Genomic DNA, 21,053 nt, shown 5'->3' with positions numbered 1-21,053 from the left:
GGTCGCAAGATCACCGTGTGGACACGACGGTAGCGAGCGCAGGTGGTTACCCCTCTTTGTGTTCGCGTTCCAGCTTCTCCAGCGCCACCGCACGGCGCATGGTTTCACGGGCGCGGGTGCGATCGCCCGCGTAGTCGTAGGCGCGGGCCAGCCGGTAGGAGACGCGCCAGTTGTCCGGATCCGCCTCCCATTCCTGCTTGACGCGGTCGAACAGTGCGTCCGCTGCCGCGCGTTCGATGCGGCCGGAGGGGCGACGCGGTAGCGCGGAGGTGTCGAGTTCCAGACCCTCGTCATGGGCGCGGCGAGCCAGGTGCTGATGCGACAGCGCCGCACGTACGGTGGCCACCACCATCCACACACCGAGCAGCGGCAGGATGACCACACCGATGCCGATAGCGATCGCGGCGACATCACCGGAACCGATGAGGCTCACCGCAATTCGGCCGAGCAGCAGGAAATAGAACCCGAGCACGACGACCAGCGCCACAAGCAGGGCAACGACCTTGCGTACCTCGCCACCGCGGCCGGGATCGGGCAACTCGACCGGTTCCGGTGCGCTCACAGATCCAGCAACGGGTCGAGTCCGACGGTCAGGCCGGGGCGGTTCGCGATCTGCCTGACCCCGAGCAGGACGCCGGGCGCGAAGGAGTTCCTGTCGATGGAATCGTGCCGGATCGTGAGGGTCTCGCCCTGTGTGCCGAACAGCACCTCTTGATGCGCGACCAGCCCGGCCAGGCGTACCGAATGCACCCGCACGCCGTCGACATCCGCGCCGCGCGCACCGTCGAGTTCGGTGCTGGTCGCGTCCGGACTACGGCCGACGCCTGCACGTTCACGCGCGGCCGCGATCAGCCCGGCAGTGCGGTATGCGGTGCCCGAGGGCGCATCGGCCTTGTTCGGATGATGCAGCTCGATGACCTCGACCGATTCGAAGAATCGGGCGGCCTGCTCGGCGAAACGCATGGACAGCACCGCGCCGATCGCGAAGTTGGGAGCGATCAGCACGCCGGTCTCCGGGCGCGCGGCCAGCCAGCCGCGCACCTCGTCGAGCCGCGCGGCATCGAAACCGGTGGTGCCGACCACCGCGTGGATTCCGCGTTCCACCAGGAACTTCAAGTTCCCCATCACCACATCCGGGTGGGTGAAATCGACAACGACCTGCGTGTTCGACTCGGTGAATGCCTCCAGCGAATCGTCTTTGTCGACGGCCGCGACCAGCTCCAGATCCGTCGCCGCTTCCACCGCCGCACAGATCGCCTGTCCGACTTTCCCGCGTGCACCGAGCACTCCGACCCGAATGGTCACCGCACCTCCTCGTTCCGCTCCAGTTCCGCAAGCCTATAAGGGGGCGCCCGAACACGGTCCGACCGCCATCGTGCGCCGGCGTCCCTTCGCCCTCGGTGCGCGGGCATCCGACCGATGCTGCGCTAAGCCGCACCACCAGCCATATTTCCAGCCATCTTTTCGAGGATGCGCACAGTCTCGAAGTACTGCTCGTCGGTGATGCCCTCGACCATCGCGCGCCGTCGGCGGCCGATTCGAATGAACGCTTCGTCATGCGTTGCCCGGCCCGCATCGGTCAGCGACAGCATGCCCGAGTCCGCGACGACGAAGCCACGTTCCACCAGCTGCGCGACCTCCTGCTCCCATTCCCCGGCGTGCGTCCAGAACGGCGCGAGAGCATCGCGGATCTCGCCTGCCGGACGCGACCCCTCGGCCAGCGAGTGCAGCATCTGCCAGTGTCTGCGGCCGAGTTCGCCGACGGCGAGATCCTCGTCGAATCGCTCATTGATCAGTCGATCGAGTTCCTTGAGCCAGTACCCGATCGGGCGCTTCTCGGCCATCGTTCCTCCAAAACATGTATAGTTACAACTACATGTAGCTTTACATGAAAGTGCGGGCAATGGAAGAGCGCGATACGGTCACCGCAACGGTCGAAGCAGCGATGGTCCGAATCCGACGCAGGCAGACCCGCGGCGCGTTGTCAGGGAAGTCTCCCGTGCCCATCGCGGTGTTCCGCGTCCTCGATGCCGTGGCGGAATCCGAATCCGCCACCGTCGGAACGTTGGCCCCCACCTTGGGTGTCGATCAACCACGCGCGAGCCGCCTTGTCGCGCAGGCAGTTTCGTCCGGACTGCTGGAACGGTTAGCCGACCAACACGATGGTCGCCGCGCCGTCCTGCGTCTCACCCCCGATGGCGCAAGCCTGGTGGCCGCCGCGCGCAACGGCCGCCGCGCCGCCATGGCCACCGCGATGGCGGACTGGACCGCCGATGAGCGCACCGAATTCGCCCGCCTACTGGGCCGTTTCGTCGACGCGCTCGACAACCACGCCGCAAGACGGCTCGGCGCCTGACGATCCGAACCGGGGCATCGAACCCCAGCGGTAGGAGGCCAAGTCTTCGAGACCGCTCGGACTGCAGGCAAGCACTCACTTTCGGTCGAATACCTATGTCGAGGTAAGCAATCAGGTCACGCGTCGCCACCACGCGAGGTCTATGAGAACGATCAGTTCCACAGTGAAGCTCGCCGTCGAAGGCGGCCCGCTGTCACTCGAAGACGATCACCTGACGCAGCGCATGACCGGCGGCGAGTTCGTCCATCGCATGGTTGATTTCGTCGAGTCCGATATGCGCGGACACCAGCCGCTCGACCGGCAGCCGCCCCTCGCGCCACATCCGGACGTACTCCGGAATATCGCGCGCAGGCACCGCCGAACCGAGGTAGCTGCCGACGATCGAACGGCCCTGCGCGACAAGGGCAAGCGGCGAAATGCTCGCCTTGGCATCGGGCGCGGGCAGGCCGACGGTGACCGTCGTTCCGCCGGGCGCCGTTGCGCCGACCGCGGTTTCGAACGCACGAATATTGCCCGCCGCCTCGACAACGACCTCGGCCTGCACAGTGCGCTCGACGACCTCGGCGGGCGTGTATGCGGAGGTGGCGCCCAGTTCCTTGGCCAGAGCGAGCTTTTCCGGAACCGTATCGACTGCGACGACCTCCGCGACGCCCAGCGACACGGCCACGAGCAAGGCCGCCATCCCGACACCGCCGAGCCCGACAACCATCACCCGGTCGGCAGGTCCCGGCCGCGCGGAGTTGAGCAGCGCGCCGCCGCCGGTCAACACCGCGCAACCGAGTACCGCGGCGACTTCGGGTGGCACATCGTCGTCGACCGGAACCACCGACCTGCGATCCACGACGGCGTAGCTGGCGAACGCGGAAACGCCCAGATGATGGTGTACTGCTGCGCCGTCACGGTGCAGCCGTCGCCCGCCATTGAGCAGCTCGCCGGCGTTGTTGGCCACACTGCCCGGCCCACATGGTGTCCGGCCCTCGCTCGCACAGCCCGCACATGCACCGCAGCGCGGCAGGAAGGTCATCACCACGCGTTGCCCGACCTCGATATCGGTCTCACCTGCGCCGACCGCCTCGACCCGCCCCGCCGCTTCGTGCCCGAGCAGCATCGGCACCGGTCGCACGCGGTTTCCATCGACCACCGACAGGTCCGAGTGACACAACCCGGCCGCCTCGATCCGCACCAGCAGCTCACCGGGACCCGGTTCGTCCAGCTCCAGATCGCACACGGTGATCGGTGCCGACTCGGCAAACGGCACGGGCGCTGCGATCCGCTCCAGGACCGCACCACGAATCTTCATGCCGCCGACGCTACCGCTCGCGATCTGCCTCGCCCCGCGAATGCACCCGAAAGCGCTCCGGCGTCGGCCATCGCCGCCGAGCTGAGCCGAGCCGGGGTTCCGGTAGCAATCGCCGAGAATCCAACGAAGTTCGGCATATCACCTGGATGGCCTTGGTGCCGAAATCCACCTTCTCGACTGTGGCTGGGCCACAGAAAGACGGCACGGGCGCTGCCGCGCTGGCCCGGTAACCACGGGACGGCACTACGGCGAAGCACGACGCGGTCGGTGGCCTGTGGGTGTTGTCAGTGGTGTCTGGCAGGGTTCGCTGTGTGACTGATCAGGTGATGGATTCGGGTGCCGCAGCGGGCGGAGCGATTCGACGGACCACCCCGCGCCCGGTTGACGTGACGGAACTCGTACCGGGGCTCGCGGTGTGGGCTCGGGACACCATCCGGCTGCATCCGAGGCGCGGTACCCCGACGAGCAGGCAGAGTTCCGTGGGAGGGCCATTGCTGTGGCCGGCTGATGAGGCGTGGCCGGTGTGCACCAGGCCGCACCAGGATTTCGGAAGCGGCACGCCGAGCACCCCCCAGGTGCCGATGGTTCCGGTTGTGCAGGCTTTCCGTTCGGATCTGCCGGCTGGTGTTGTGTCCTTTCCGCAGGATAAGGACGTTCTGCAGGTCCTGTGGTGCCCGTTCAATCACGACTTTCCGCCGCCGTGGCCTGTGGTGTTCTGGCGTGACTCCCAAACAGTCGGGGCCGTCCTTCCGACACCTGCAGCCGATCCCGCAGCTGATGACTCGCAAGTGCCGGCGTCTTGCGTAGTCCACCCCGAGCTCGTGACGGAATACCCGTCCTGGGATCTGCCGGAGGACCTGGCCGAAGCGTGGCAGGAGGATTTCTATCGGCTGAAGGAAGCAGCCCCGCTCCTGTCCTACGGCACTCACCACGCTGAGGCACCCGGCACGAAGCTCGGCGGATATCCAGACTGGTTCACCGGACCGGGCGACACTGACTGCGAGCAATGCAGCCGGCCGATGCGCCACCTGCTGACCGTGGCCAGTTGGGAATGGGACGGTGACTCCTGGCGCACCTGGCGGCCCCTCGAAGACGGTGATCGGCCTGGCGCCGTTGACCCTACTGGCCTTGCCATATGCGGGACGGGAGCTGTGTACATCTTCGAGTGCCTGTCCTGCCCGGACCGTCCCTTCACCCACTGGTACGACTCGGACTGACCGACATCCAGGGTGCCGAACTTTCCATGCCAGGCTGTCACACGGTCGATTCCCACCTGCGTCGACCGACTTCTCCCACGTCGTCACCCGGCAGCAACACCCGGCATCCATCACCTCCGAGCCCTTGCTGGAAATCCACGCCTGATCGGCGATCCACGCCACCAACTCCGGCTCTGCGTCAGCGAACGGCATCAGTCCGTGCTCGGCCACGATCTCGACCTGGGTCGTGCGCCGCACCATGTACTCACCCAGGCCCGAGGGAATGCGCGCCACGCATGATCAAGATCACGAACAGCTGGCACGGTCGACACTTTCAGTGCTAGCGTTTTCGGCCGTGACGGTGCTCCTGTAGGCCGCCTTGTACCGAGCCCAGGGTCGGGACCGTCACTACTCGAGGAGAAATCCCCTGTCAGTACAGTTCAATCACACAATTGTCGGATGTCACGACAAACGGGTGTCCGCCGAATTCTGGGCAGACATCCTCGGCTTGGAACTCGGCCCGGAATGGGGCCCGTTCATCCCACTTCCCACGGGCAACGGAGTCACCTTCGACTTCGCGAACGTTCCCCCTCCCCACATCGAAATCCAGCCCCAGCACTACGCATTCCTGATCTCCGAGGCCGAGTTCGACGCGGCCTATGCCAAAATCCAGCGCGACAAACTGGACCACTGGGCCGACCCCCGCCAGCAGGGCGTCAACGAGATCAACCACAACGACGGCGGACGCGGCGTCTACTTCACAGACCCCAACGGCCACTTCATGGAATTGATCACCGTCCCCTACGGCGGCTGGCCGACGTAACGACAAGGGGTGGCGTCCAACCGGGACGCCACCCCGGTCGGCTTGGTCGACGGCCCACTCATCGAAGCGGCCGTCAGCACAATCGAGCGCCTCGACACCTAGGTGCTCGAGATTGCGCCGCTCTGTTCGATGCCACGGCTGGACGGTCCACGAGCACAGTCGTCGAATGCGCCTTCAACAATGTGCAGGAGATCACCGATAGCCGTGTTATCGGAGAGCCATCCGTCTGGCGAGTTCGACTGCGACGGCACCGCCGAACTCCGTGCCGTCACACGACACAGAACGACGACCGAGCCTCGTCACCGGGTCGGTGCAGCGGGCTGAACTGGTGCTGGAGGCCAGGGGTTGGGCTTGACGCAGGTGGGCTTGCGGACAGTGTTGTCGTCCCAGTCGAAGTGTGCGCCGACCCAGGCTCTGGGATCGTCGAATCGGACTTCGTTCGCGGCGAATCTGGTGGTGCGGAAGGAGATATCGCCGAAGAAGTCGCCGTGGGAGAAGTCGACGGTGCGGCCGCCGAGGGTGGTGCGGGCGAAGGTGACGCCACCGTGGAATTCGGCTTGCGTGAAGTCTGTTTCGCGAGTTCCTCTGGCGCGCAATCGCGATGACGCGCCCAACTGGGCGTCGTCGAAGTCGATGGTTGCGGCATAGAACTGCGTGGCGGTGAAAGCGATTCGCGCGCTGACGAACTCGGCCCCCGCGAAGGCGATCCGCTCGCCGTCCAGTGCCGCGCGCTCGAACGAGGTGAGCTCGGCACGGAACTTCGCCTCCTGGAAGGATGTTCGCGCGCCGAGGAAACGGGCACCGCGGAACGTGGTGCGCGGACCGCGGAAGGTGACACTCTCGAAGGACGCCGAACAGTCGAAGGTGGTGCCGTCGAAGGTAGTGCCGCAGCCGGCGAACTCGTTCTTCTCGACGCGAGTCGACCCGAACTCGGCGTGGTCGAACAGTGCGGAACCATTCTGGAACGTTGCATCACGGAAGGTGACATGCGGACCCGCAAAGGTCGTGCGTTCGAATGTCGTGGTGCCGGCGAAAACCGCGCGCGCGAACGAGGTGTGTCGACCTGCGAATACCGCGTATCGGAAATCCGCCTCCTCGAGTACCGCCCCATTGAAGGTGAAATCGCGATCCGACCAGGAGATGTCTGCCGAGCGCCGCAGGTGGTCGGCGATCACCTTGATGATGGTTCGCCGCACCTCGCCGTCGTTCTGCCGGAAGTGATATACCCGTTCGACCGTGACGCCGGCTTCCTCGGTCGACTCCGCCCGCGACACAAGGTGATCGGCTGCCCCATGGAGGCCGAACGGCAGCCGCAAATAGCCACACAGCACGTCGATGCACTGCTGTCTTCGACTCGGCGCCGAGAACTCGTCGGCGACCCCGGCCATCGCGTAGACCCCCGCGATCCGGACCGCGACATCGGCATCACCCAGCTGTTTTGCCGCCGCCCCGAACAACTCCGCGAACCGCCCACGCTCGAGATCCCGTTGCCGCCGGTAGGCCACCACCAAGGCGACCGCGCCACCAACTCCCGCCGCCACCGACAACGCGATCTTGGTGAGGTCCAGCTGATTCGGCGTCTCCGCCTTCGCACCCAGCGCCCACCACAACAACCACCAGGTCAGACCTGCGATCGCCAAGCCACACACCACGACCGTCACCACCGCCAGCAGCAATGCCGCGCGGCGGAGTCGGTCGCCCAACCTCCCCCATCGCATCTCCGCATGGTAATGGGATTGTCGCTCCCCGACTACCGGAAGGATCGGTGACCGCTGCGCCCCAAACCTTTTCGACTGTGCGCCCATCCATAGCACCGACACGCGCACAGCTCGCCGATAAACGAGCCAGGAGCAGCGCGGCCCTATGATTCGCGGATGTTCGCTGACGTCTCTTGTGATCCGGTGGCAGCGGTAGAGACGCTGCACGCCGACCTCGCCGCGTGGCTCGGTTCCGACGCGGCCGTTGAGGTCTTCGATCGTTTCGCCGCGGCCCAGCACGAGGAATTCTCGATGGTGACCACATCAGGTGAGGTACTCAGCCGGACCGAGCTGCTCGCAGGGCTGCGTGTCGCCCGAAATATCCAGCCGGGGTTGAAGATCGAAATTTCCGACGTGCAAGTGCTGGCTCGGGAAGGCAATACCGTGGTGGTCCGATTTCTGGAGATGCATCGCCTCGCAGGCGCCGGCAGCTGCCGACAGGTGACTGCCGTGTTGGTCGCCGAGGGCCCGGAATTCCGCTGGCGCACCGTGCACGAGACCGAGGTCTCTACCTGAGGTCCGCTCGCCCGGCATCGGTCGATGATCCGACTACCACGGCGATCACCAGGACGAAGGCGACCAGCGCGCATCCGGTCCTGGTGAAGTGGAACAGCTCCCAACGCCGCAGGATTGCCGCGTAGTCGCTGGGTGGGCCGCTGACCATCCACCCCTTGATCTGCTGATTGATCGGCACATTGCCCAGACGGGTGACCAGGAACGAGGTGGCCGCCAGCGCCGCGGCGCAGGCGGCCGTCCAGCGCGACCGCGATGTCGACCGCGCGGCGAGGGCGAGCGTGCTCAGTACAGTCAGCCCCATGAGGATCTGCATGACCGGGCCGTTGACTCTCATGAGTGTGGTGTGAAAGGTGAACCGAACATCCAACGGCACCGCGCGGAACGCATACAGCACATTGACCGCACCGTATCCGAAGGCCCCTGCCAGCAGGCCTGGAAACAACAGCGCCGCTGATCGAACGAGCTTCGACAGCAAGGGGAACTCCCATCTCAATCTATTGCAACTCCAAGTTGCGATAGCATCGAGTCTGCCTCGATTCACCCGATATCGCAACAAGGAGTTGCAATGAGTTCCACCGCAGGGCTCGGACGCGGCCCGAAGGTGCGTGCCGCCGTGCTGGCCGCGACCGTCGAGGAACTCGCCGAGCACGGCTACGCAGCGCTCACGGTGGAGAACGTGGCCCGCCGCGCAGGCGTGCACAAAACCACCGTCTACCGACGGTGGCCCGATCGCGACGCGCTGATCGCCGATGCACTCGGCGACAGCGTCACCACCGACATCCCCATTCCCGATACGGGTTCCATCGACGAGGACCTGCGCGGACTGGCACGAGGCTTGGTCACCTGGGTGAAAAGCTCAGGCGGACAGGCGGTTTTGTCGGTACTGCTCTCAGAGACGACGGGTGCCGCCCGACCGCCCGATGCCGTCAGGCACGTCTTCCGCGATCGCATCCGCACGTCGCTTCCCGTAGTCGGCCGTGCCATCCAACGCGGCGAACTCCCCGCAGGCACCGATGCGGCCGAACTCGTCAAGGCGCTCGTCGCCCCGATCTATTTCCGTGCACTCATCACTCGGGAGTCGGTAACCGCCGCGACCGCCGACGCCGCCGCCCGACTGGCGCTCACCGGCGCACGCGCGGGACTGTTCGAAAAGAGCGGATGACGGGATTCGAACCCGCGACCCTCACCTTGGCAAGGTGATGCGCTACCACTGCGCTACATCCGCATTCACGTCCCGATGGCTTAATCTTGCCGTCGTGGCGCGAGAAAGAACAATACCGGACACCGCCGAGGAATCGGGAATCGCGGTCCCGCGTGGAATACACCCAGTCGAAGCGGGTCCCCGAAGCCCGGCTGCCACGGGGACCCGGTTCGCTCACGCCGCCGTTTGCCGCGCTTCCCGGTTTCGCCGCAGGCCCAAGCCCGCGGCGACGAGGCAGGCCAAGGCGACCACACCGACGAACCATGGGAAGACCGTGGTCAGGCCCTAGGTAGTTGCCGCCCATCCGGCCAGGATGGTCGGCAGCGCCATGGCGGAGTAGGCAAGCAGGTAGTACGCCGACATCGTTTCACCGCGCTTATGTTGCGGCACTACCTCGGACAGGTGGCGTATCGAACCACCGAAACCGAGACCGAAGGTCGTGCCGAGCAAGACGCCGGCACCGATGACCATCACCCAGCTGTGGGTGTCGAGAGCAGGCACGGTGAGCAGCAACGCGATCGCCATACCTGCGTCACCGATGATCGCCGCCCTGCGCGCGGGAACTCCGGTCGCGAACAACTGCGAGGTGGCTCCGGACAGCGCGGTCGAGGCGACCACCGCGCCACCGAACACCAAGTTGTGGATGCCGGTCTTCTGCGCGGCCAGCGACGGGTACAGCGACAACAGCACACCGAGCACCGAGCACCGACCATGCTGCCATCACGCCGATCGCCGAGAACCAGAAATCACCTCGAATCTCTTGCGGGACAGCTGGTTTGGCGATCCTGATCCGGCCGGCGACGCGGGCGTTGTGCGGCTCGTTCAGCGCGAGCACGCCGACACCGATGATCAAGCAGATCACGGTGATGACGACATAGGGTGTGCGCAGCGGGTTCGGCGCGTACTGAGCCAGCAGCGCGGAACCCAGAATCGCCACGGCCATACCGATATTGAAGGCGACACCACTGAGCTGGCCGGACCGCGCACCCCGAGTGGGCCGCATGTCCAGCAGCGCCGCCGCACCCGCCACTACCGTCGAGCCGACCGCCATACCGTGCAGTGCCCGAGCCAGCAACAACATCGGCACCGAATCGGCCAGCATGAACACCACGAGTCCGACGATCATGGTGGCGAACGCGCCGAGCAGCACCGGCTTGCGCCCGACGACATCGGAGATCCGGCCCGACACCAGCACCGCACCGAGCGCGGCGACCGCGTACACGGCGAAAACAATGGTCGTGGTGAGCGGCGAGAGGTGCCACTCCTTCTCGTAGATGCCATAGAGGGGTGCGGGGACCCCTGAGACGCCGAGCGCTACACCACTGGCCGCTAGGACCAGCGCATAGGCCCAGCGTTGTGAAGTCTGTTCGTCGGCGGCCACCATTGTCGCTGCCATCGCAGCTCCCATCAGGTAAGTTTGATCCTCATCGAACTTGATCAGCCTACATCCGGTATGATGATCGTCAAACCCACCAGTGAGGCAGATCATGACCGGAGCTAAGGAACTGGCCTCGGAGACCGTAACACCGCCGGTGGCCGCCCTGGCCACGGTGCTCGGCGCGCTGCAGGACCCGGTGCGGCTCGAGATGGTGCGCCGCCTGAGCAACGCAGGCGACGCCGTGCGCTGTAGCGCGCTCTACGAGGTGATCAACAAGTCGACCGCAACGCACCATTTCAAGATTCTGCGCGAAGCGGGCGTCATCGAACGACTGATTATCGACGGTCAAACCTGTCAGCGGCTGCGCACCGAAGACCTGGAAACGGCACTTCCCGGTGTACTCCCCTCGATCGTCGACGCCGCCAACCGCGCCCGCGAAGCCTGACGAGAGCCCGCCCACGCTCGGCCTGCCCGGCTACCAACCCGTCAGCCGTCGACCAAATGGCGTACGGCAGCGGGCAATTCACGGGTACGACGGTAGGGCCCCGCGACAGAAGCGCCGAACGGCCTGGCCAACAGCGTGGCCGCGATCGCCGACACCTCGTCGGTGGTCACCGCATCGATGCGCGCCAACGTCTCCGACACACTCCGATGGTTGCCGTAACTGAGCTCGCTGCGCCCGATCCGGTTCATCCTGGAGGCGGAATCCTCCAGACCGAGCACCAGACCGCCGCGCAGCGATCCCTTGGCCCGCGCACACTCGGCATCGGTGATCCCGTCGGCGGCAACGGCTTCCAGCACACCGCGGGCCAGCGACGCCACCTTGCCGAGATTCTCGGGCTGACAGCCGATGTACACCGAGAACGCTCCGGTATCGGCGAAGGTATCGACACTCGAGTACACCGAGTACGCCAGCCCGCGTTCTTCCCGAATCCGTTGGAACAGACGGGAACTCAACCCGCCACCGACCACGGTGTTGAGGACCGACAGCGGCCAGCGCTGCTCACCCTCGTGCCGCCCGAAGGCACGCACGCCGAAGGTCAGGTGCGCCTGTTCGCTGTCGCGGTGACTGCGTTGCAGTCCCGGCGCGCTCTGCGGCCGGAACCGTCCCTCGCGTCGCGGCGCGGGGACCGCAATGGGATCGAGCCGATCGGCGAACGCACGGTGCACCAGTTCCACCGTGTGCTCGTGCTCGACATTGCCCGCCACCGCGACGACCATCCGATCCGGCCGATAGCGACGCAGATGGAATCCGCGCAACTGCGCGGCCTGCATCGATTCGATGGACTCGATGGAACCGATCACCGGCCGTCCGAGCGGGTGACCGCCGAATAGCGCGGTGAGGAACGCGTCGCCGACCAGATCCTCCGGATCGTCGTCGCGCATGGCGATTTCCTCGAGCACGACCTGTCGTTCCACGTCCACATCGGAGGCACGGCACAGACCGTTGAGCACCACGTCGGAGACCATGTCGACAGCCAGGGGCAGGTCTTCGTCGATCACATGCGCGTAGTAGCAAGTCTGCTCCTTCGCGGTGAACGCGTTGAGCTCGCCGCCGACGGCATCCATCGCCTGGGCGATGTCCAGCGCCGATCGCGTCGGAGTTGCCTTGAACAGCAGGTGTTCCAGGAAGTGCGCGGCACCGGCGACGGTGGGCCCCTCGTCGCGCGAACCGACTCCGACCCACACACCGATCGAGGCCGACCGCACGCCGGGCACATGCTCGGTCACCACGCGCAGTCCGCCGGGCAAGACAGTGCGCCGCACACCCGAGTCGGTCATCCGCGCGTTGTCCGCCCGTAGCTCTAGTGACGAACCCCCCTGCTCGCCGCGGAGCAGAGGGGTTGTCGTCTTCTTCTTCGTCACAAAGACAAGTACTACTCGGTCTCCGCCGCGCCCGCATCAACGGTGTCGTCAGCGGCAGGCTCGTCAGCATTCTCGTCGACCGGCACCAGCGAGATCTTGCCGCGGTTGTCGATATCGGCGATTTCCACGCGCAGCTTGTCGCCGACGTTGACCACGTCCTCGACCTTGGCGACGCGCTTGCCGTTGCCCAGCTTGGAGATGTGGACCAGGCCATCACGACCCGGCAGCAGCGAGACGAACGCGCCGAAGGCGGTGGTCTTGACGACCGTGCCCAGGAAGCGCTCGCCGACCTTCGGCAGCTGCGGGTTCGCGATGGCGTTGATCATATCGATCGCCGCCTGCGCCGCAGGGCCATTGGTCGCACCGACGTAAACAGTGCCGTCATCTTCGATCGAGATGTTGGCGCCGGTCTCCTCGGTGATCTGGTTGATCACCTTGCCCTTGGGGCCGATGACCTCACCGATCTTGTCGACCGGGATCTTGATCGCGGTGACACGCGGCGCGTACTGGCTCATCTCGTCCGGGGTGGCGATGGCCTCGGCCATAACCTCCAGGATGGTGGTGCGCGCGTCGTGCGCCTGGGCCAGCGCACCGGCGAGCACCTGCGAGGGGATGCCGTCGAGCTTGGTGTCCAGCTGCAACGCGGTGACGAACTCACTGGTGCCCGCGACCTTGAAGTCCATGTCGCCGAAGGCATCCTCGGCGCCGAGGATGTCGGTCAGCGCGACGTAGCGGACCTCGTCCTCGCCCTTGTCGTTCTTGACGGTGTCGGACACCAGGCCCATGGCGATACCCGCGACCGGCGCCTTCAGCGGCACACCGGCGTTGAGCAGCGACAGGGTCGAGGCACAGACCGAGCCCATCGAGGTAGAACCGTTGGAGGACAACGCCTCCGACACCTGACGGATCGCGTAGGGGAACTCTTCCTGGCTCGGCAGCACCGGCATCAGGGCCCGCTCCGCGAGCGCGCCGTGGCCGATTTCGCGGCGCTTCGGCGAACCGACGCGGCCGGTCTCACCGGTCGAGAACGGCGGGAAGTTGTAGTGGTGCATGTAGCGCTTGCTGGTTTCCGGGCCGAGCGAGTCGACCTGCTGCGCCATCTTCACCATATCCAGTGTGGTGACACCCAGGATCTGGGTCTCGCCACGCTCGAACAGAGCCGAACCGTGCGCCCGCGGCACCACGGCGACCTCAGCGGAGAGGGCACGGATGTCGGCGAGACCACGGCCGTCGATGCGGAAGCCGTCGGACAAAATCCGTTGCCGGACAAGCTTCTTGGTGACCGAGCGGAATGCGGCGCCCAGCTCCTTCTCGCGACCGACGAAATCGTCGCCGAGGCGGGCGAGCACGTCGACCTTGATCTCGTCGATCTTGTCCTCGCGCTGCTGCTTGTCGGCAATCGACAGCGCCTCCCCCAGCTCGCGCTTGGCGGTGCCCTCGACGGCCTCGTAGACGTCGGCCTCGTACGGCGGGAACAACGGGAATTCGCCGGTCGGCTTGGCCGCCAGCGAAGCGAGATCCTGCTGCGCCTTGCACAGACGGGCGATGAACGGCTTGGCAGCCTCCAGGCCCTCGGCGACAACGGCCTCGGTCGGCGCGGTCGCGCCACCCTCGATCAGCGCGATGACCTTGTCGGTGGCCTCGGCCTCGACCATCATGATCGCGACATCGCCGGACTCGACGACGCGCCCGGCGACAACCATGTCGAACACGGCACCCTCGAGCTGCTCGACGGTCGGGAACGCGACCCACTGGCCCTCGATCAGCGCGACACGCACGCCGCCGACCGGACCGGAGAACGGCAGACCCGCGATCTGGGTGGACGCGGACGCGGCGTTGATGGCCACCACGTCGTAGAGATCATTGGGATCCAGGCTCATCACGGTGACGACGACCTGGATCTCGTTGCGCAGACCGTCGACGAACGACGGACGCAGCGGCCGGTCGATCAGGCGGCAGGTCAGGATCGCGTCGGTGGACGGACGGCCCTCACGACGGAAGAACGAGCCGGGGATACGACCAGCGGCGTACATCCGCTCCTCGACGTCGACCGTCAGCGGGAAGAAATCGAACTGGTCTTTGGGGTGCTTGCCCGCGGTGGTCGCCGACAACAGCATGGTCTCGTCGTCCAGGTACGCGACGACCGAGCCGGCGGCCTGACGGGCCAGACGACCGGTCTCGAAGCGGACGGTGCGGGTGCCGTAGCTGCCGTTGTCGATCAGCGCGACAGACTCGAACACACCGGGTTCGACCTCTACGGCCGAGGACGTGCGTTCAGTTGTTTCGGTCATTTTCTTCTCTCAACCTCTCGTCTTCGCCGAGTCGAGCGCGTCATGGGCGCGACTCGGCTATTCGTCAGCCGTACCGGATACGGGCGCGCGGCAACCCTCCTGGCTGCCACGCGCGCACCCGGCCAGATCCCCTTGGATACGGCGACGCGGAGGCGGTCATCGATCGAAGCCCGCCGGCGGAGTTTCACCTGCCGGGAGGCCACTACCGAAGACCGACGCCACGCGGCGGGTGCATACGGCTGTGCAATGTTGTCGTGTAGATGGGTGATGCTGTCTCTAGCAACCAAACAAGCGGTCGCGACAACTTTTACCCCTCACACACAAATAGCCAACGGGGAGATTGTATGCCTCCCCGTTGGCCGGTTCGCCGACTACCTCCGGTAGCCGGTGTGTCGAGCGATCAGCGACGCAGGCCGAGACGCTCGATGAGGGAGCGGTAACGCGCGATGTCGCTCTTCTGCAGGTACTTCGAGAGGCGACGACGACGGCCGATCAGCGCGAGCAGGCCGTGGCGCGTGTGGTGATCGTGCTTGTGCACCTTCAGGTGCTCGGTGAGGTCGGAGATCCGCTTGGACAGCAGCGCGATCTGGGCTTCCGGCGAACCGGTGTCCTTCTCGTGCAGGCCGTACTCGGCGAGAATCGCCGACTTCTGCTCGGTGGTCAGTGCCATGGGGCATCCACTCCTATTTTCTCAGTCCCGCGCTCGGAATCCGGTTACCCGGCTGGGCGCCACCGCGGACCGCAGCAAACCCGAGGATCCACCTTACCGGATGAATTCCGGCGCACCGAATCGCGGTCGCTCAGGCCTCGGGCGCTGTCGACGTGTCGGCGGCGGCGAGCACCTTACGGGCGTTGTCCACGTCGCGGCCCATGGCTTCGAGCAGCTCTTCGATCGAATCGAATTTGCGCATCCCGCGCAGGTGCTCCACGAAGTCCACCGCGACGTGTTGGCCATAGAGATCGGCCTCGCCGTCGAGCACGTACGCCTCGACCGTCCTGGCCCGGCCGGAGAAAGTGGGGTTGGTGCCGACCGAGATCGCGGCCATCGCGCGCTCGCCCGGCGTCACGGTGCCGATGGTCGGACCGGGGCCGAGCACGGTGAACCAGCCCGCGTACACGCCGTCGGCGGGGATGGCCGCGTGCATCGGCGGCGCGACATTCGCGGTGGGGAAACCGAGCTGCTTGCCGCGGCCGTCGCCGTGCACCACCACGCCCTCGACGCGGTGCGGCCTGCCGAGCGCTTCGGCGGCCGCGCCCATATCGCCCGCGTCGACGCAGGCACGAATGTAGGTGGAGGAGAAGGTGACCGCGTGCTCGCCGATCAGTTTCACACCGTCGACCTCGAAACCGAACCGATCACCGAGCTCGCGCATGGTGTCGAGAGTGCCTGCGGCCTTCTTGCCGAAGGTGAAGTTGTCCCCCACCACCACCTCGACCACATGCAGCCGCTCGACCAGCAGATCGTGCACGTAGCGAGCCGGTGTCAGCTTCATGAATTCCTGGGTGAACGGCATGACACAGAACACATCGACACCGAGTTCCTCGGCCAACTCCGCACGCCGGGTCAACGTGGTCAGCTGCGCGGGATGCGAGCCGGGCCGTACCACCTCCATGGGGTGCGGGTCGAAGGTCATCAGCACCGCGGGAACACCACGCGCGGCAGCGGCCTTCACGGCCCGGCTGATCAGCTGCGCGTGACCGCGGTGCACACCGTCGAACACACCGATCGTGAGCACACACCGCCCCCAGTCCGCGGGCACCTCGTCGAGACTTCGCCATCTCTGCACAGTCCGCAGCCTATCTTGCACAGCCGAACATGGCCTGACCGAAGTCCGCGCCGGGCCCGGAGCGAAGCCGGAGACAGGCGTCGATCCAGCACAACCCGCGACAGTCCCATCGAACTCCGCGCCGCGCCGGAGCAAAGCCAGGCGCAGCCGCCGATCTCAGCCGGCCCGGCGGCGTCCGGCTCCGCCCGCCTACATCGGGTGGGAGCCGCCGATCTCGCACAACCCCAGTTCGACCGAAGTCCGCGCCGCGCCGGAACGAAGCCGCAAACAGCCGCCTCCGATACAACCGATCGAAGCAGGCACCGCGTCGCAGCAAATCCGAAGGCGGCCGCCCATCCTGCGTCGCGAGGCGGCGAGAGGCGCCGATGTCACACAACGCTTCCGGTGTCGTATACGGAGGGTGAAGACTGCGTTCGCCCGTGCGGCGCGATGTGTGAATCGGCAGGCATATGCCTAAGCTCGGGTATGTGCCCGGTAAACGAGATATCGCCACCCGACGTGAGCTGGCCGACACCTCGGCGCAGCTCAGAGACGCCGCGCAGCAGGTGGGCGGCTCGACGCACGGCGAGCCGCACCGCAGCACCGTAACGATGGCGCCGGTGCTCTCGTCAGTAGCTCAGGACTACCTCAAAGTGATCTGGACCGCGCAGGAGTGGTCGCAGGAGAAGGTGTCGACGAAGCTGCTCGCCGAGCGGATCGGCGTTTCGGCCTCCACCGTCTCCGAGGCGGTCCGCAAACTCGCCGATCAAGGTCTGGTGGAACACGCCCGCTACGGCTCGATCACGCTCACCGAGGACGGCCGCCTCGCCGCCATCGCCATGGTGCGCAGGCACCGGCTGATCGAAACGTTCTTGGTCAGCGAGCTCGGCTACGGCTGGGACGAGGTGCACGACGAGGCCGAGGTGCTCGAACACGCCGTCTCCGAACTTCTCATGGCCCGCATCGACGCCAAACTCGGCTTCCCGGACCGCGACCCGCACGGCGACCCCATCCCTTCGGTCGACGGCGCCGTCCCCACCCCACCGGCCCGCCAGCTCAGCGACTTCTCGGCCGCCGAATCCGGCCGCGTCGCCCGCATCTCCGATGCCGACCCCGACATGCTGCGCTACTTCGACTCCGTCGGCATCGCCCTCGACACCCCGATTGCCGTCGTGGAACGTCGCGACTTCGCAGGCACCATCGCCATCCGCATCGAGGACCGCACCATCGATCTCGGTAGCCCCGCCGCCCAGGCCATCTGGCTCACCACCGCCGACTGACCGCGAATCCTCCGGGACTCCCCTCAGCGCCACTTCGACGAAAGTACCTCTGGGATACTCGGGGACCGCAGCCTTCTCCGACATCAGACGGATGAAGATTCCCGGCGCTCCGCAATGAAAATGTTCTTGCAGGAAGACATCTCGTGGCCTGCGCGCAGAGGCTATCCGGGGAGAGCAGTTGGCCTCCGCAGTTGTCGAGGTGAAACTCACTGCAGCGAAACTGGTCTCGATCTTGCGGTGACAGCTTCGCCGCCGCAGCGATGATCACCGTGCTCGCGGCACTCGCGGGCGGCGTCGCCGGTCGAGGTCGCGCAGCTCGGTACCCCCCCACCTCTGTGGGCAGCAGGCGGACGTCAGCACGGTAGAAAGTACCGCTGTAGACGAGCGGGGACGCCGTCGGCGAGGGCTTCGGTCCAGCAGGCGTCGTGCGGGAAGCCGATGTAGGTGGTCCAGCCGTCCGGGTTGTGGACGACAATGCGTTGGGAGTCACCGGGGACGTCCCAGACGATGACGGCCCAGCCGCCCTCGCACTCGGAAACCGTGGCATGGGCGGCGGCGAGGTAGGGCGCAACGTCGAGGTCATCGACGATCGCCGCCGCGGTGCACGGTGGCGGCACCGGATCCTCGAATCGCAGTACGCCGGATACGATCTGGCCGGGTGCGCTCACGAAGGCGCTGTGCATGCCCTCGGGCACCGGCGACGATCCCGGAGGCGGTCGCATAGTGAACAGGTAACAGCCGACCGGCACGGCGAAGGTGGTGGTGCCGTTCCCATCCGTGGTCCCGGTCCATTGCCGCGACTCGGTCGCCTCGCCGACCGGAATATCATGCCGCGCAGGGTCGCACGGCCGCATCAGCCCAATAGCCACCGGCACGTTCGGAACTGCGCCGCCCGATACGGTCAGTGTTTTGATGACCAACGTCGAGTTGTCCGGAGCTGGGAGGATCGGCGGCGCTGCGACCGTAGTCGTCACTGCTACCGAACCCCCACGCGACGGCTCTGACAATTCGTTGCCATCACCGCAAGCAACGGCGGCCACCACCACCGCGGCGCACACCATTGCCCGCTGGACGACACGCATCCCCATGGCCATCGGCCTTCCGATCGACCGTTCCTCCTGACACCTGAACTATCGCATAGACGGCAGCCGGAGTTAACCCAGATCACCCCGCATGGGCAAGGTCGCAGTCCCGTCCGTGATCTGCAGCCGACCTGATGGGCTGTCCACTTCTCGGTGGATCGCGAACACGCCCGGCGGGGTCAGCGGGAGAGGAAGTCGAGGAGGGCTCGAAATTCTGGGAGAGAGAGGTAGCCGTCGCCGTCGGTGTCGGCGGCGGCCAGGAGGGATTCGGCTGGTTCGTCGATGCGGCCCGCGCCGACCTGGCGGATCAGGGATTCGAGTTCGTCGACGGAGATGCGGCCGTCGCCGTTGATATCGAATACGCGGAAGGCGGCGTCGGCATCGGTGACCTCGATGCGGCCCGCGACCAGGGCAGCGTCGAATTCGGCCCTGGAGACAAGGAAGTCGCCATCGGTGTCGGCGGCGGCGACCAGCCGTTCGATTGCCTCGGCATCGACGTCCAGTCCGAGGGCGCGGATGCCGTCGGTGATGTCGTCCACCGAAACCAGCCCGTCGCCGTCACGATCCCACAGTTCGAATGTGTCGACCGGTCGTTCACTCATCGCTCATGCCTTCCCACCGCCGCCGATCCGAGTGCCTGCGTCCGGTCACGGGCCACTCTACGGATTCCGTTGCACCAGAGCCTTTCCGGGTGAGCGGCGCAGACCGGCCACCCACTACGCCGGCAACAGCGGCATCACGGTGCACACCGGCCGATCCGCATCAGGCGATGGTGTCTCGGCGGCACATCACCGGGGAATTCCGGACCGCCCGCGAGCGGCCCCGCCGCCCCCGACCGCGGGGATGTGACGACGTCGGCGAGCGGTCTGGTCGCCATCAGCCGATGTCCGCTACGAGCCAAGGGACTACCTGAATTCGGGCGACCGATCCCGAGACCCCCAGTCCGTGCCGGCGCCTCCGGCTCAGGCCGCAGCAGTGGCACCGCGTTCGACGCGCGTTTCATTGCCCCTGGACAGCACAAAGAACACGGGCGGGAGCACAAGCTCGATTGCGGTGAGCACGATCTGGAACCAGTGTGGCCAGCCGTAGACGGCCAGCGATATCCCGCGTCCGACCGCGCCGAGCAGGAAGATTCCGGCGAGCCAGCGGATGACCACCGCCGCGATCGGCGACTGCCGAGCGGCCCAGATCCATGCGGCGCCGTAACCGACGAAGATTGCGCCGAAGAATCGAGTCTGGCTGTCGGCGGTCACGCCGGAGGAACCCATATCCGGTATGCCGTCGATGCCGAATCCCAGGTGAAAGCAGCCGATCGCCACACAGGCGACACCCATCGCCATCGTGAGCCATTTGAGTACGGTGGTCATGGAATTCCTCCCGGATGCGCGAAGCGTACAACGCCGACGCACGGCGATCTTCGGACAACGAGCCCCTAGTAGACGTTTGTCTACTAATCCCGACCCTACGACGCTTGGTAGACAAACGTCAACTAAGCTGACATGGTGTCCACCCGCCGCCGACTCTCCCCCGACGAACGCCGCCGCATACTGCTGGAAGCCGGCGCGAAACTGTTCGCCGAACGCGCGTACGACACCGTGCTGATGGACGACGTCGCGGCGGCAGCAGGGGTGTCGCGGGCCCTGCTCTACCGACATTTCCCCACCAAGAGAGATCTGTTCGCGGGGGTCTACCAGCTGGCCGCGGACCGGCTGCTCGTGGCAACGACACTCGACACCGAAACCCCACTGCGAGAACAACTCTCAGCGGGTCTGGACGCCCACCTCGACTACTTCGAGGCCAACAGCACAACAGTGGTCACCGCCAACAAGGTGCTGGCAGGCGACCCCACCATCCAAGCCATCATCACCGGCGAACTCGGCGAGCTACACCACCGCCTGCTCGAGCTGATCGGCGTCGAAGGCGCCACCCGGGAAACAACCTCCGCCATCCTGATGAGCTGGCTCACCTTCGTCCGCGTGCTGTCCATCGAGTGGCTGGAAAACCGGGCTTTCTCCCGTATCGAACTCCGCGAAGTCTGCATCGGCGCACTGCTCGGCGCGCTCGAACCCGTTCTCGGCGACCGGGACAAGTGATCCGGCAGTCATCGGGCTCGAACATCGCATATCCGCAGCGGCCCGTATCGAACTCGGCGGGTTCACGCGATCGTCGCAACACTCTCGATTTGAGAGGTTGCGGCGATCGTGTCGTTTCAGGAGGATTTGGCCCGGTTCGGTGATCAGC

Annotated in this window: 21 protein-coding genes, 1 tRNA gene and 1 pseudogene; 8 read left to right on the top strand and 15 right to left on the bottom strand. The window is 66.0% G+C overall.

Translation table 11 applies throughout. The features are described from left to right. Positions 1–46: 46 nt before the first annotated feature. The 3 genes from AB0M74_RS30740 to AB0M74_RS30730 form a co-directional block, all read right to left on the bottom strand. Positions 47–562, bottom strand: coding sequence for a hypothetical protein (locus AB0M74_RS30740; protein WP_366529801.1), 516 nt, complete (start codon positions 560–562; stop codon positions 47–49). Further along, positions 559–1,305, bottom strand: coding sequence for a 4-hydroxy-tetrahydrodipicolinate reductase (gene dapB / locus AB0M74_RS30735; protein ID WP_366529800.1), 747 nt, complete (start codon positions 1,303–1,305; stop codon positions 559–561). The genes AB0M74_RS30740 and dapB overlap by 4 nt, the downstream gene beginning before the upstream one ends. Positions 1,306–1,427: 122 nt before the next feature. Next, on the bottom strand, positions 1,428–1,844 hold the full coding sequence (locus tag AB0M74_RS30730) for a hypothetical protein (RefSeq protein ID WP_366529799.1): 417 nt from the start codon (positions 1,842–1,844) through the stop codon (positions 1,428–1,430). A gap of 59 nt (positions 1,845–1,903) precedes the next feature. Here AB0M74_RS30730 and AB0M74_RS30725 point away from each other — a divergent pair, with 59 nt between their 5' ends. Beyond that, the gene (locus AB0M74_RS30725; RefSeq protein WP_366529798.1) at positions 1,904–2,356 is read left to right on the top strand and encodes a MarR family transcriptional regulator; all 453 of its coding nucleotides are present in this window, start codon (positions 1,904–1,906) and stop codon (positions 2,354–2,356) included. Between the two features lie 193 nt (positions 2,357–2,549). Here AB0M74_RS30725 and AB0M74_RS30720 read toward each other — a convergent pair whose 3' ends face one another. Then, positions 2,550–3,656: a zinc-binding dehydrogenase gene (locus AB0M74_RS30720; protein WP_366529797.1), complete on the bottom strand. Its 1,107-nt coding sequence runs from the start codon at positions 3,654–3,656 to the stop codon at positions 2,550–2,552. 821 nt (positions 3,657–4,477) lie between these two features. Between AB0M74_RS30720 and AB0M74_RS30715 the strand changes: the two genes are divergently transcribed. Together AB0M74_RS30715 and AB0M74_RS30710 are read left to right on the top strand one after the other, a co-directional pair. Next, positions 4,478–4,873, top strand: a complete 396-nt coding sequence (locus tag AB0M74_RS30715) for a hypothetical protein (protein ID WP_366529796.1) — start codon at positions 4,478–4,480, stop codon at positions 4,871–4,873. A 406-nt stretch (positions 4,874–5,279) separates the two neighbouring features. Beyond that, positions 5,280–5,675 (top strand): VOC family protein, encoded by a 396-nt coding sequence (locus AB0M74_RS30710; protein WP_366529854.1) that lies wholly within the window; start codon positions 5,280–5,282, stop codon positions 5,673–5,675. A 299-nt stretch (positions 5,676–5,974) separates the two neighbouring features. Here AB0M74_RS30710 and AB0M74_RS30705 read toward each other — a convergent pair whose 3' ends face one another. After that, positions 5,975–7,393 (bottom strand): pentapeptide repeat-containing protein, encoded by a 1,419-nt coding sequence (locus AB0M74_RS30705; RefSeq protein ID WP_366529795.1) that lies wholly within the window; start codon positions 7,391–7,393, stop codon positions 5,975–5,977. A 156-nt stretch (positions 7,394–7,549) separates the two neighbouring features. Here AB0M74_RS30705 and AB0M74_RS30700 point away from each other — a divergent pair, with 156 nt between their 5' ends. Further along, complete coding sequence (locus tag AB0M74_RS30700) at positions 7,550–7,948, top strand: DUF4440 domain-containing protein (protein WP_366529794.1); 399 nt, start codon at positions 7,550–7,552, stop codon at positions 7,946–7,948. Here the strand turns inward: AB0M74_RS30700 and AB0M74_RS30695 are convergent. Then, positions 7,941–8,423: a DUF1772 domain-containing protein gene (locus AB0M74_RS30695; protein WP_366529793.1), complete on the bottom strand. Its 483-nt coding sequence runs from the start codon at positions 8,421–8,423 to the stop codon at positions 7,941–7,943. The genes AB0M74_RS30700 and AB0M74_RS30695 overlap by 8 nt on opposite strands. Before the next feature lie 90 nt (positions 8,424–8,513). On the opposite strand from AB0M74_RS30695, the gene AB0M74_RS30690 reads away from it, so the two are divergent. Continuing rightward, positions 8,514–9,110 (top strand): TetR/AcrR family transcriptional regulator, encoded by a 597-nt coding sequence (locus AB0M74_RS30690; protein ID WP_366529792.1) that lies wholly within the window; start codon positions 8,514–8,516, stop codon positions 9,108–9,110. Here AB0M74_RS30690 and AB0M74_RS30685 read toward each other — a convergent pair. Next, positions 9,102–9,173, bottom strand: a tRNA-Gly gene (locus AB0M74_RS30685). The genes AB0M74_RS30690 and AB0M74_RS30685 overlap by 9 nt on opposite strands. 150 nt (positions 9,174–9,323) lie before the next feature. After that, positions 9,324–10,533 (bottom strand): annotated as a pseudogene (locus AB0M74_RS30680) (MFS transporter). Positions 10,534–10,636: 103 nt separating this feature from the next. Here AB0M74_RS30680 and AB0M74_RS30675 point away from each other — a divergent pair. After that, positions 10,637–10,972: a helix-turn-helix domain-containing protein gene (locus tag AB0M74_RS30675; RefSeq protein ID WP_366529791.1), complete on the top strand. Its 336-nt coding sequence runs from the start codon at positions 10,637–10,639 to the stop codon at positions 10,970–10,972. Between the two features lie 41 nt (positions 10,973–11,013). Here AB0M74_RS30675 and AB0M74_RS30670 read toward each other — a convergent pair whose 3' ends face one another. The 4 genes from AB0M74_RS30670 to AB0M74_RS30655 all read right to left on the bottom strand — a co-directional run bounded on the left by AB0M74_RS30670 (position 11,014) and on the right by AB0M74_RS30655 (position 16,471). Beyond that, a complete protein-coding gene (locus tag AB0M74_RS30670) occupies positions 11,014–12,309 on the bottom strand; it encodes a pitrilysin family protein (RefSeq protein WP_366529790.1) in 1,296 nt (431 codons plus the stop codon). 95 nt (positions 12,310–12,404) lie between these two features. Continuing rightward, positions 12,405–14,684, bottom strand: coding sequence for a polyribonucleotide nucleotidyltransferase (locus tag AB0M74_RS30665; protein WP_366529789.1), 2,280 nt, complete (start codon positions 14,682–14,684; stop codon positions 12,405–12,407). A 400-nt stretch (positions 14,685–15,084) separates the two neighbouring features. Then, positions 15,085–15,354, bottom strand: a complete 270-nt coding sequence (gene rpsO / locus AB0M74_RS30660; RefSeq protein ID WP_328403782.1) for a 30S ribosomal protein S15 — start codon at positions 15,352–15,354, stop codon at positions 15,085–15,087. A gap of 130 nt (positions 15,355–15,484) precedes the next feature. Beyond that, the gene (locus AB0M74_RS30655; protein WP_366529788.1) at positions 15,485–16,471 is read right to left on the bottom strand and encodes a bifunctional riboflavin kinase/FAD synthetase; all 987 of its coding nucleotides are present in this window, start codon (positions 16,469–16,471) and stop codon (positions 15,485–15,487) included. 590 nt (positions 16,472–17,061) lie between these two features. On the opposite strand from AB0M74_RS30655, the gene AB0M74_RS30650 reads away from it, so the two are divergent. Further along, positions 17,062–17,730, top strand: a complete 669-nt coding sequence (locus tag AB0M74_RS30650; RefSeq protein ID WP_366529853.1) for a metal-dependent transcriptional regulator — start codon at positions 17,062–17,064, stop codon at positions 17,728–17,730. A gap of 353 nt (positions 17,731–18,083) precedes the next feature. On the opposite strand, the gene AB0M74_RS30645 is transcribed toward AB0M74_RS30650, so the two are convergent. The 3 genes from AB0M74_RS30645 to AB0M74_RS30635 form a co-directional block, all read right to left on the bottom strand. Continuing rightward, positions 18,084–18,818, bottom strand: a complete 735-nt coding sequence (locus tag AB0M74_RS30645) for a hypothetical protein (protein ID WP_366529787.1) — start codon at positions 18,816–18,818, stop codon at positions 18,084–18,086. A gap of 173 nt (positions 18,819–18,991) precedes the next feature. Next, the gene (locus AB0M74_RS30640; protein WP_366529786.1) at positions 18,992–19,414 is read right to left on the bottom strand and encodes an EF-hand domain-containing protein; all 423 of its coding nucleotides are present in this window, start codon (positions 19,412–19,414) and stop codon (positions 18,992–18,994) included. 360 nt (positions 19,415–19,774) lie between these two features. After that, positions 19,775–20,179, bottom strand: a complete 405-nt coding sequence (locus tag AB0M74_RS30635) for a DUF4345 domain-containing protein (RefSeq protein ID WP_366529785.1) — start codon at positions 20,177–20,179, stop codon at positions 19,775–19,777. A 132-nt stretch (positions 20,180–20,311) separates the two neighbouring features. Between AB0M74_RS30635 and AB0M74_RS30630 the strand changes: the two genes are divergently transcribed. Next, positions 20,312–20,905 (top strand): helix-turn-helix domain-containing protein, encoded by a 594-nt coding sequence (locus AB0M74_RS30630; protein ID WP_366529784.1) that lies wholly within the window; start codon positions 20,312–20,314, stop codon positions 20,903–20,905. Positions 20,906–21,053: the final 148 nt, after the last annotated feature.

This window comes from Nocardia sp. NPDC051463, assembly GCF_040681975.1.
Lineage (GTDB): Bacteria > Actinomycetota > Actinomycetes > Mycobacteriales > Mycobacteriaceae > Nocardia.
This window is presented reverse-complemented; position numbering and strand designations above follow the sequence as displayed.

Coding starts and splice junctions, on each gene's coding strand:
- AB0M74_RS30640 (WP_366529786.1), bottom strand. CDS start 19,414: ATGAGTGAACGACCGGTCGACACATTCGAACTGTGGGATCGTGACGGC.
- AB0M74_RS30720 (WP_366529797.1), bottom strand. CDS start 3,656: ATGAAGATTCGTGGTGCGGTCCTGGAGCGGATCGCAGCGCCCGTGCCG.
- AB0M74_RS30730 (WP_366529799.1), bottom strand. CDS start 1,844: ATGGCCGAGAAGCGCCCGATCGGGTACTGGCTCAAGGAACTCGATCGA.
- AB0M74_RS30630 (WP_366529784.1), top strand. CDS start 20,312: ATGGTGTCCACCCGCCGCCGACTCTCCCCCGACGAACGCCGCCGCATA.
- rpsO (WP_328403782.1), bottom strand. CDS start 15,354: ATGGCACTGACCACCGAGCAGAAGTCGGCGATTCTCGCCGAGTACGGC.
- AB0M74_RS30665 (WP_366529789.1), bottom strand. CDS start 14,684: ATGACCGAAACAACTGAACGCACGTCCTCGGCCGTAGAGGTCGAACCC.
- AB0M74_RS30645 (WP_366529787.1), bottom strand. CDS start 18,818: ATGGGGATGCGTGTCGTCCAGCGGGCAATGGTGTGCGCCGCGGTGGTG.
- AB0M74_RS30725 (WP_366529798.1), top strand. CDS start 1,904: ATGGAAGAGCGCGATACGGTCACCGCAACGGTCGAAGCAGCGATGGTC.
- AB0M74_RS30670 (WP_366529790.1), bottom strand. CDS start 12,309: ATGACCGACTCGGGTGTGCGGCGCACTGTCTTGCCCGGCGGACTGCGC.
- AB0M74_RS30675 (WP_366529791.1), top strand. CDS start 10,637: ATGACCGGAGCTAAGGAACTGGCCTCGGAGACCGTAACACCGCCGGTG.
- AB0M74_RS30650 (WP_366529853.1), top strand. CDS start 17,062: ATGGCGCCGGTGCTCTCGTCAGTAGCTCAGGACTACCTCAAAGTGATC.
- AB0M74_RS30705 (WP_366529795.1), bottom strand. CDS start 7,393: ATGCGATGGGGGAGGTTGGGCGACCGACTCCGCCGCGCGGCATTGCTG.
- AB0M74_RS30635 (WP_366529785.1), bottom strand. CDS start 20,179: ATGACCACCGTACTCAAATGGCTCACGATGGCGATGGGTGTCGCCTGT.
- AB0M74_RS30700 (WP_366529794.1), top strand. CDS start 7,550: ATGTTCGCTGACGTCTCTTGTGATCCGGTGGCAGCGGTAGAGACGCTG.
- AB0M74_RS30690 (WP_366529792.1), top strand. CDS start 8,514: ATGAGTTCCACCGCAGGGCTCGGACGCGGCCCGAAGGTGCGTGCCGCC.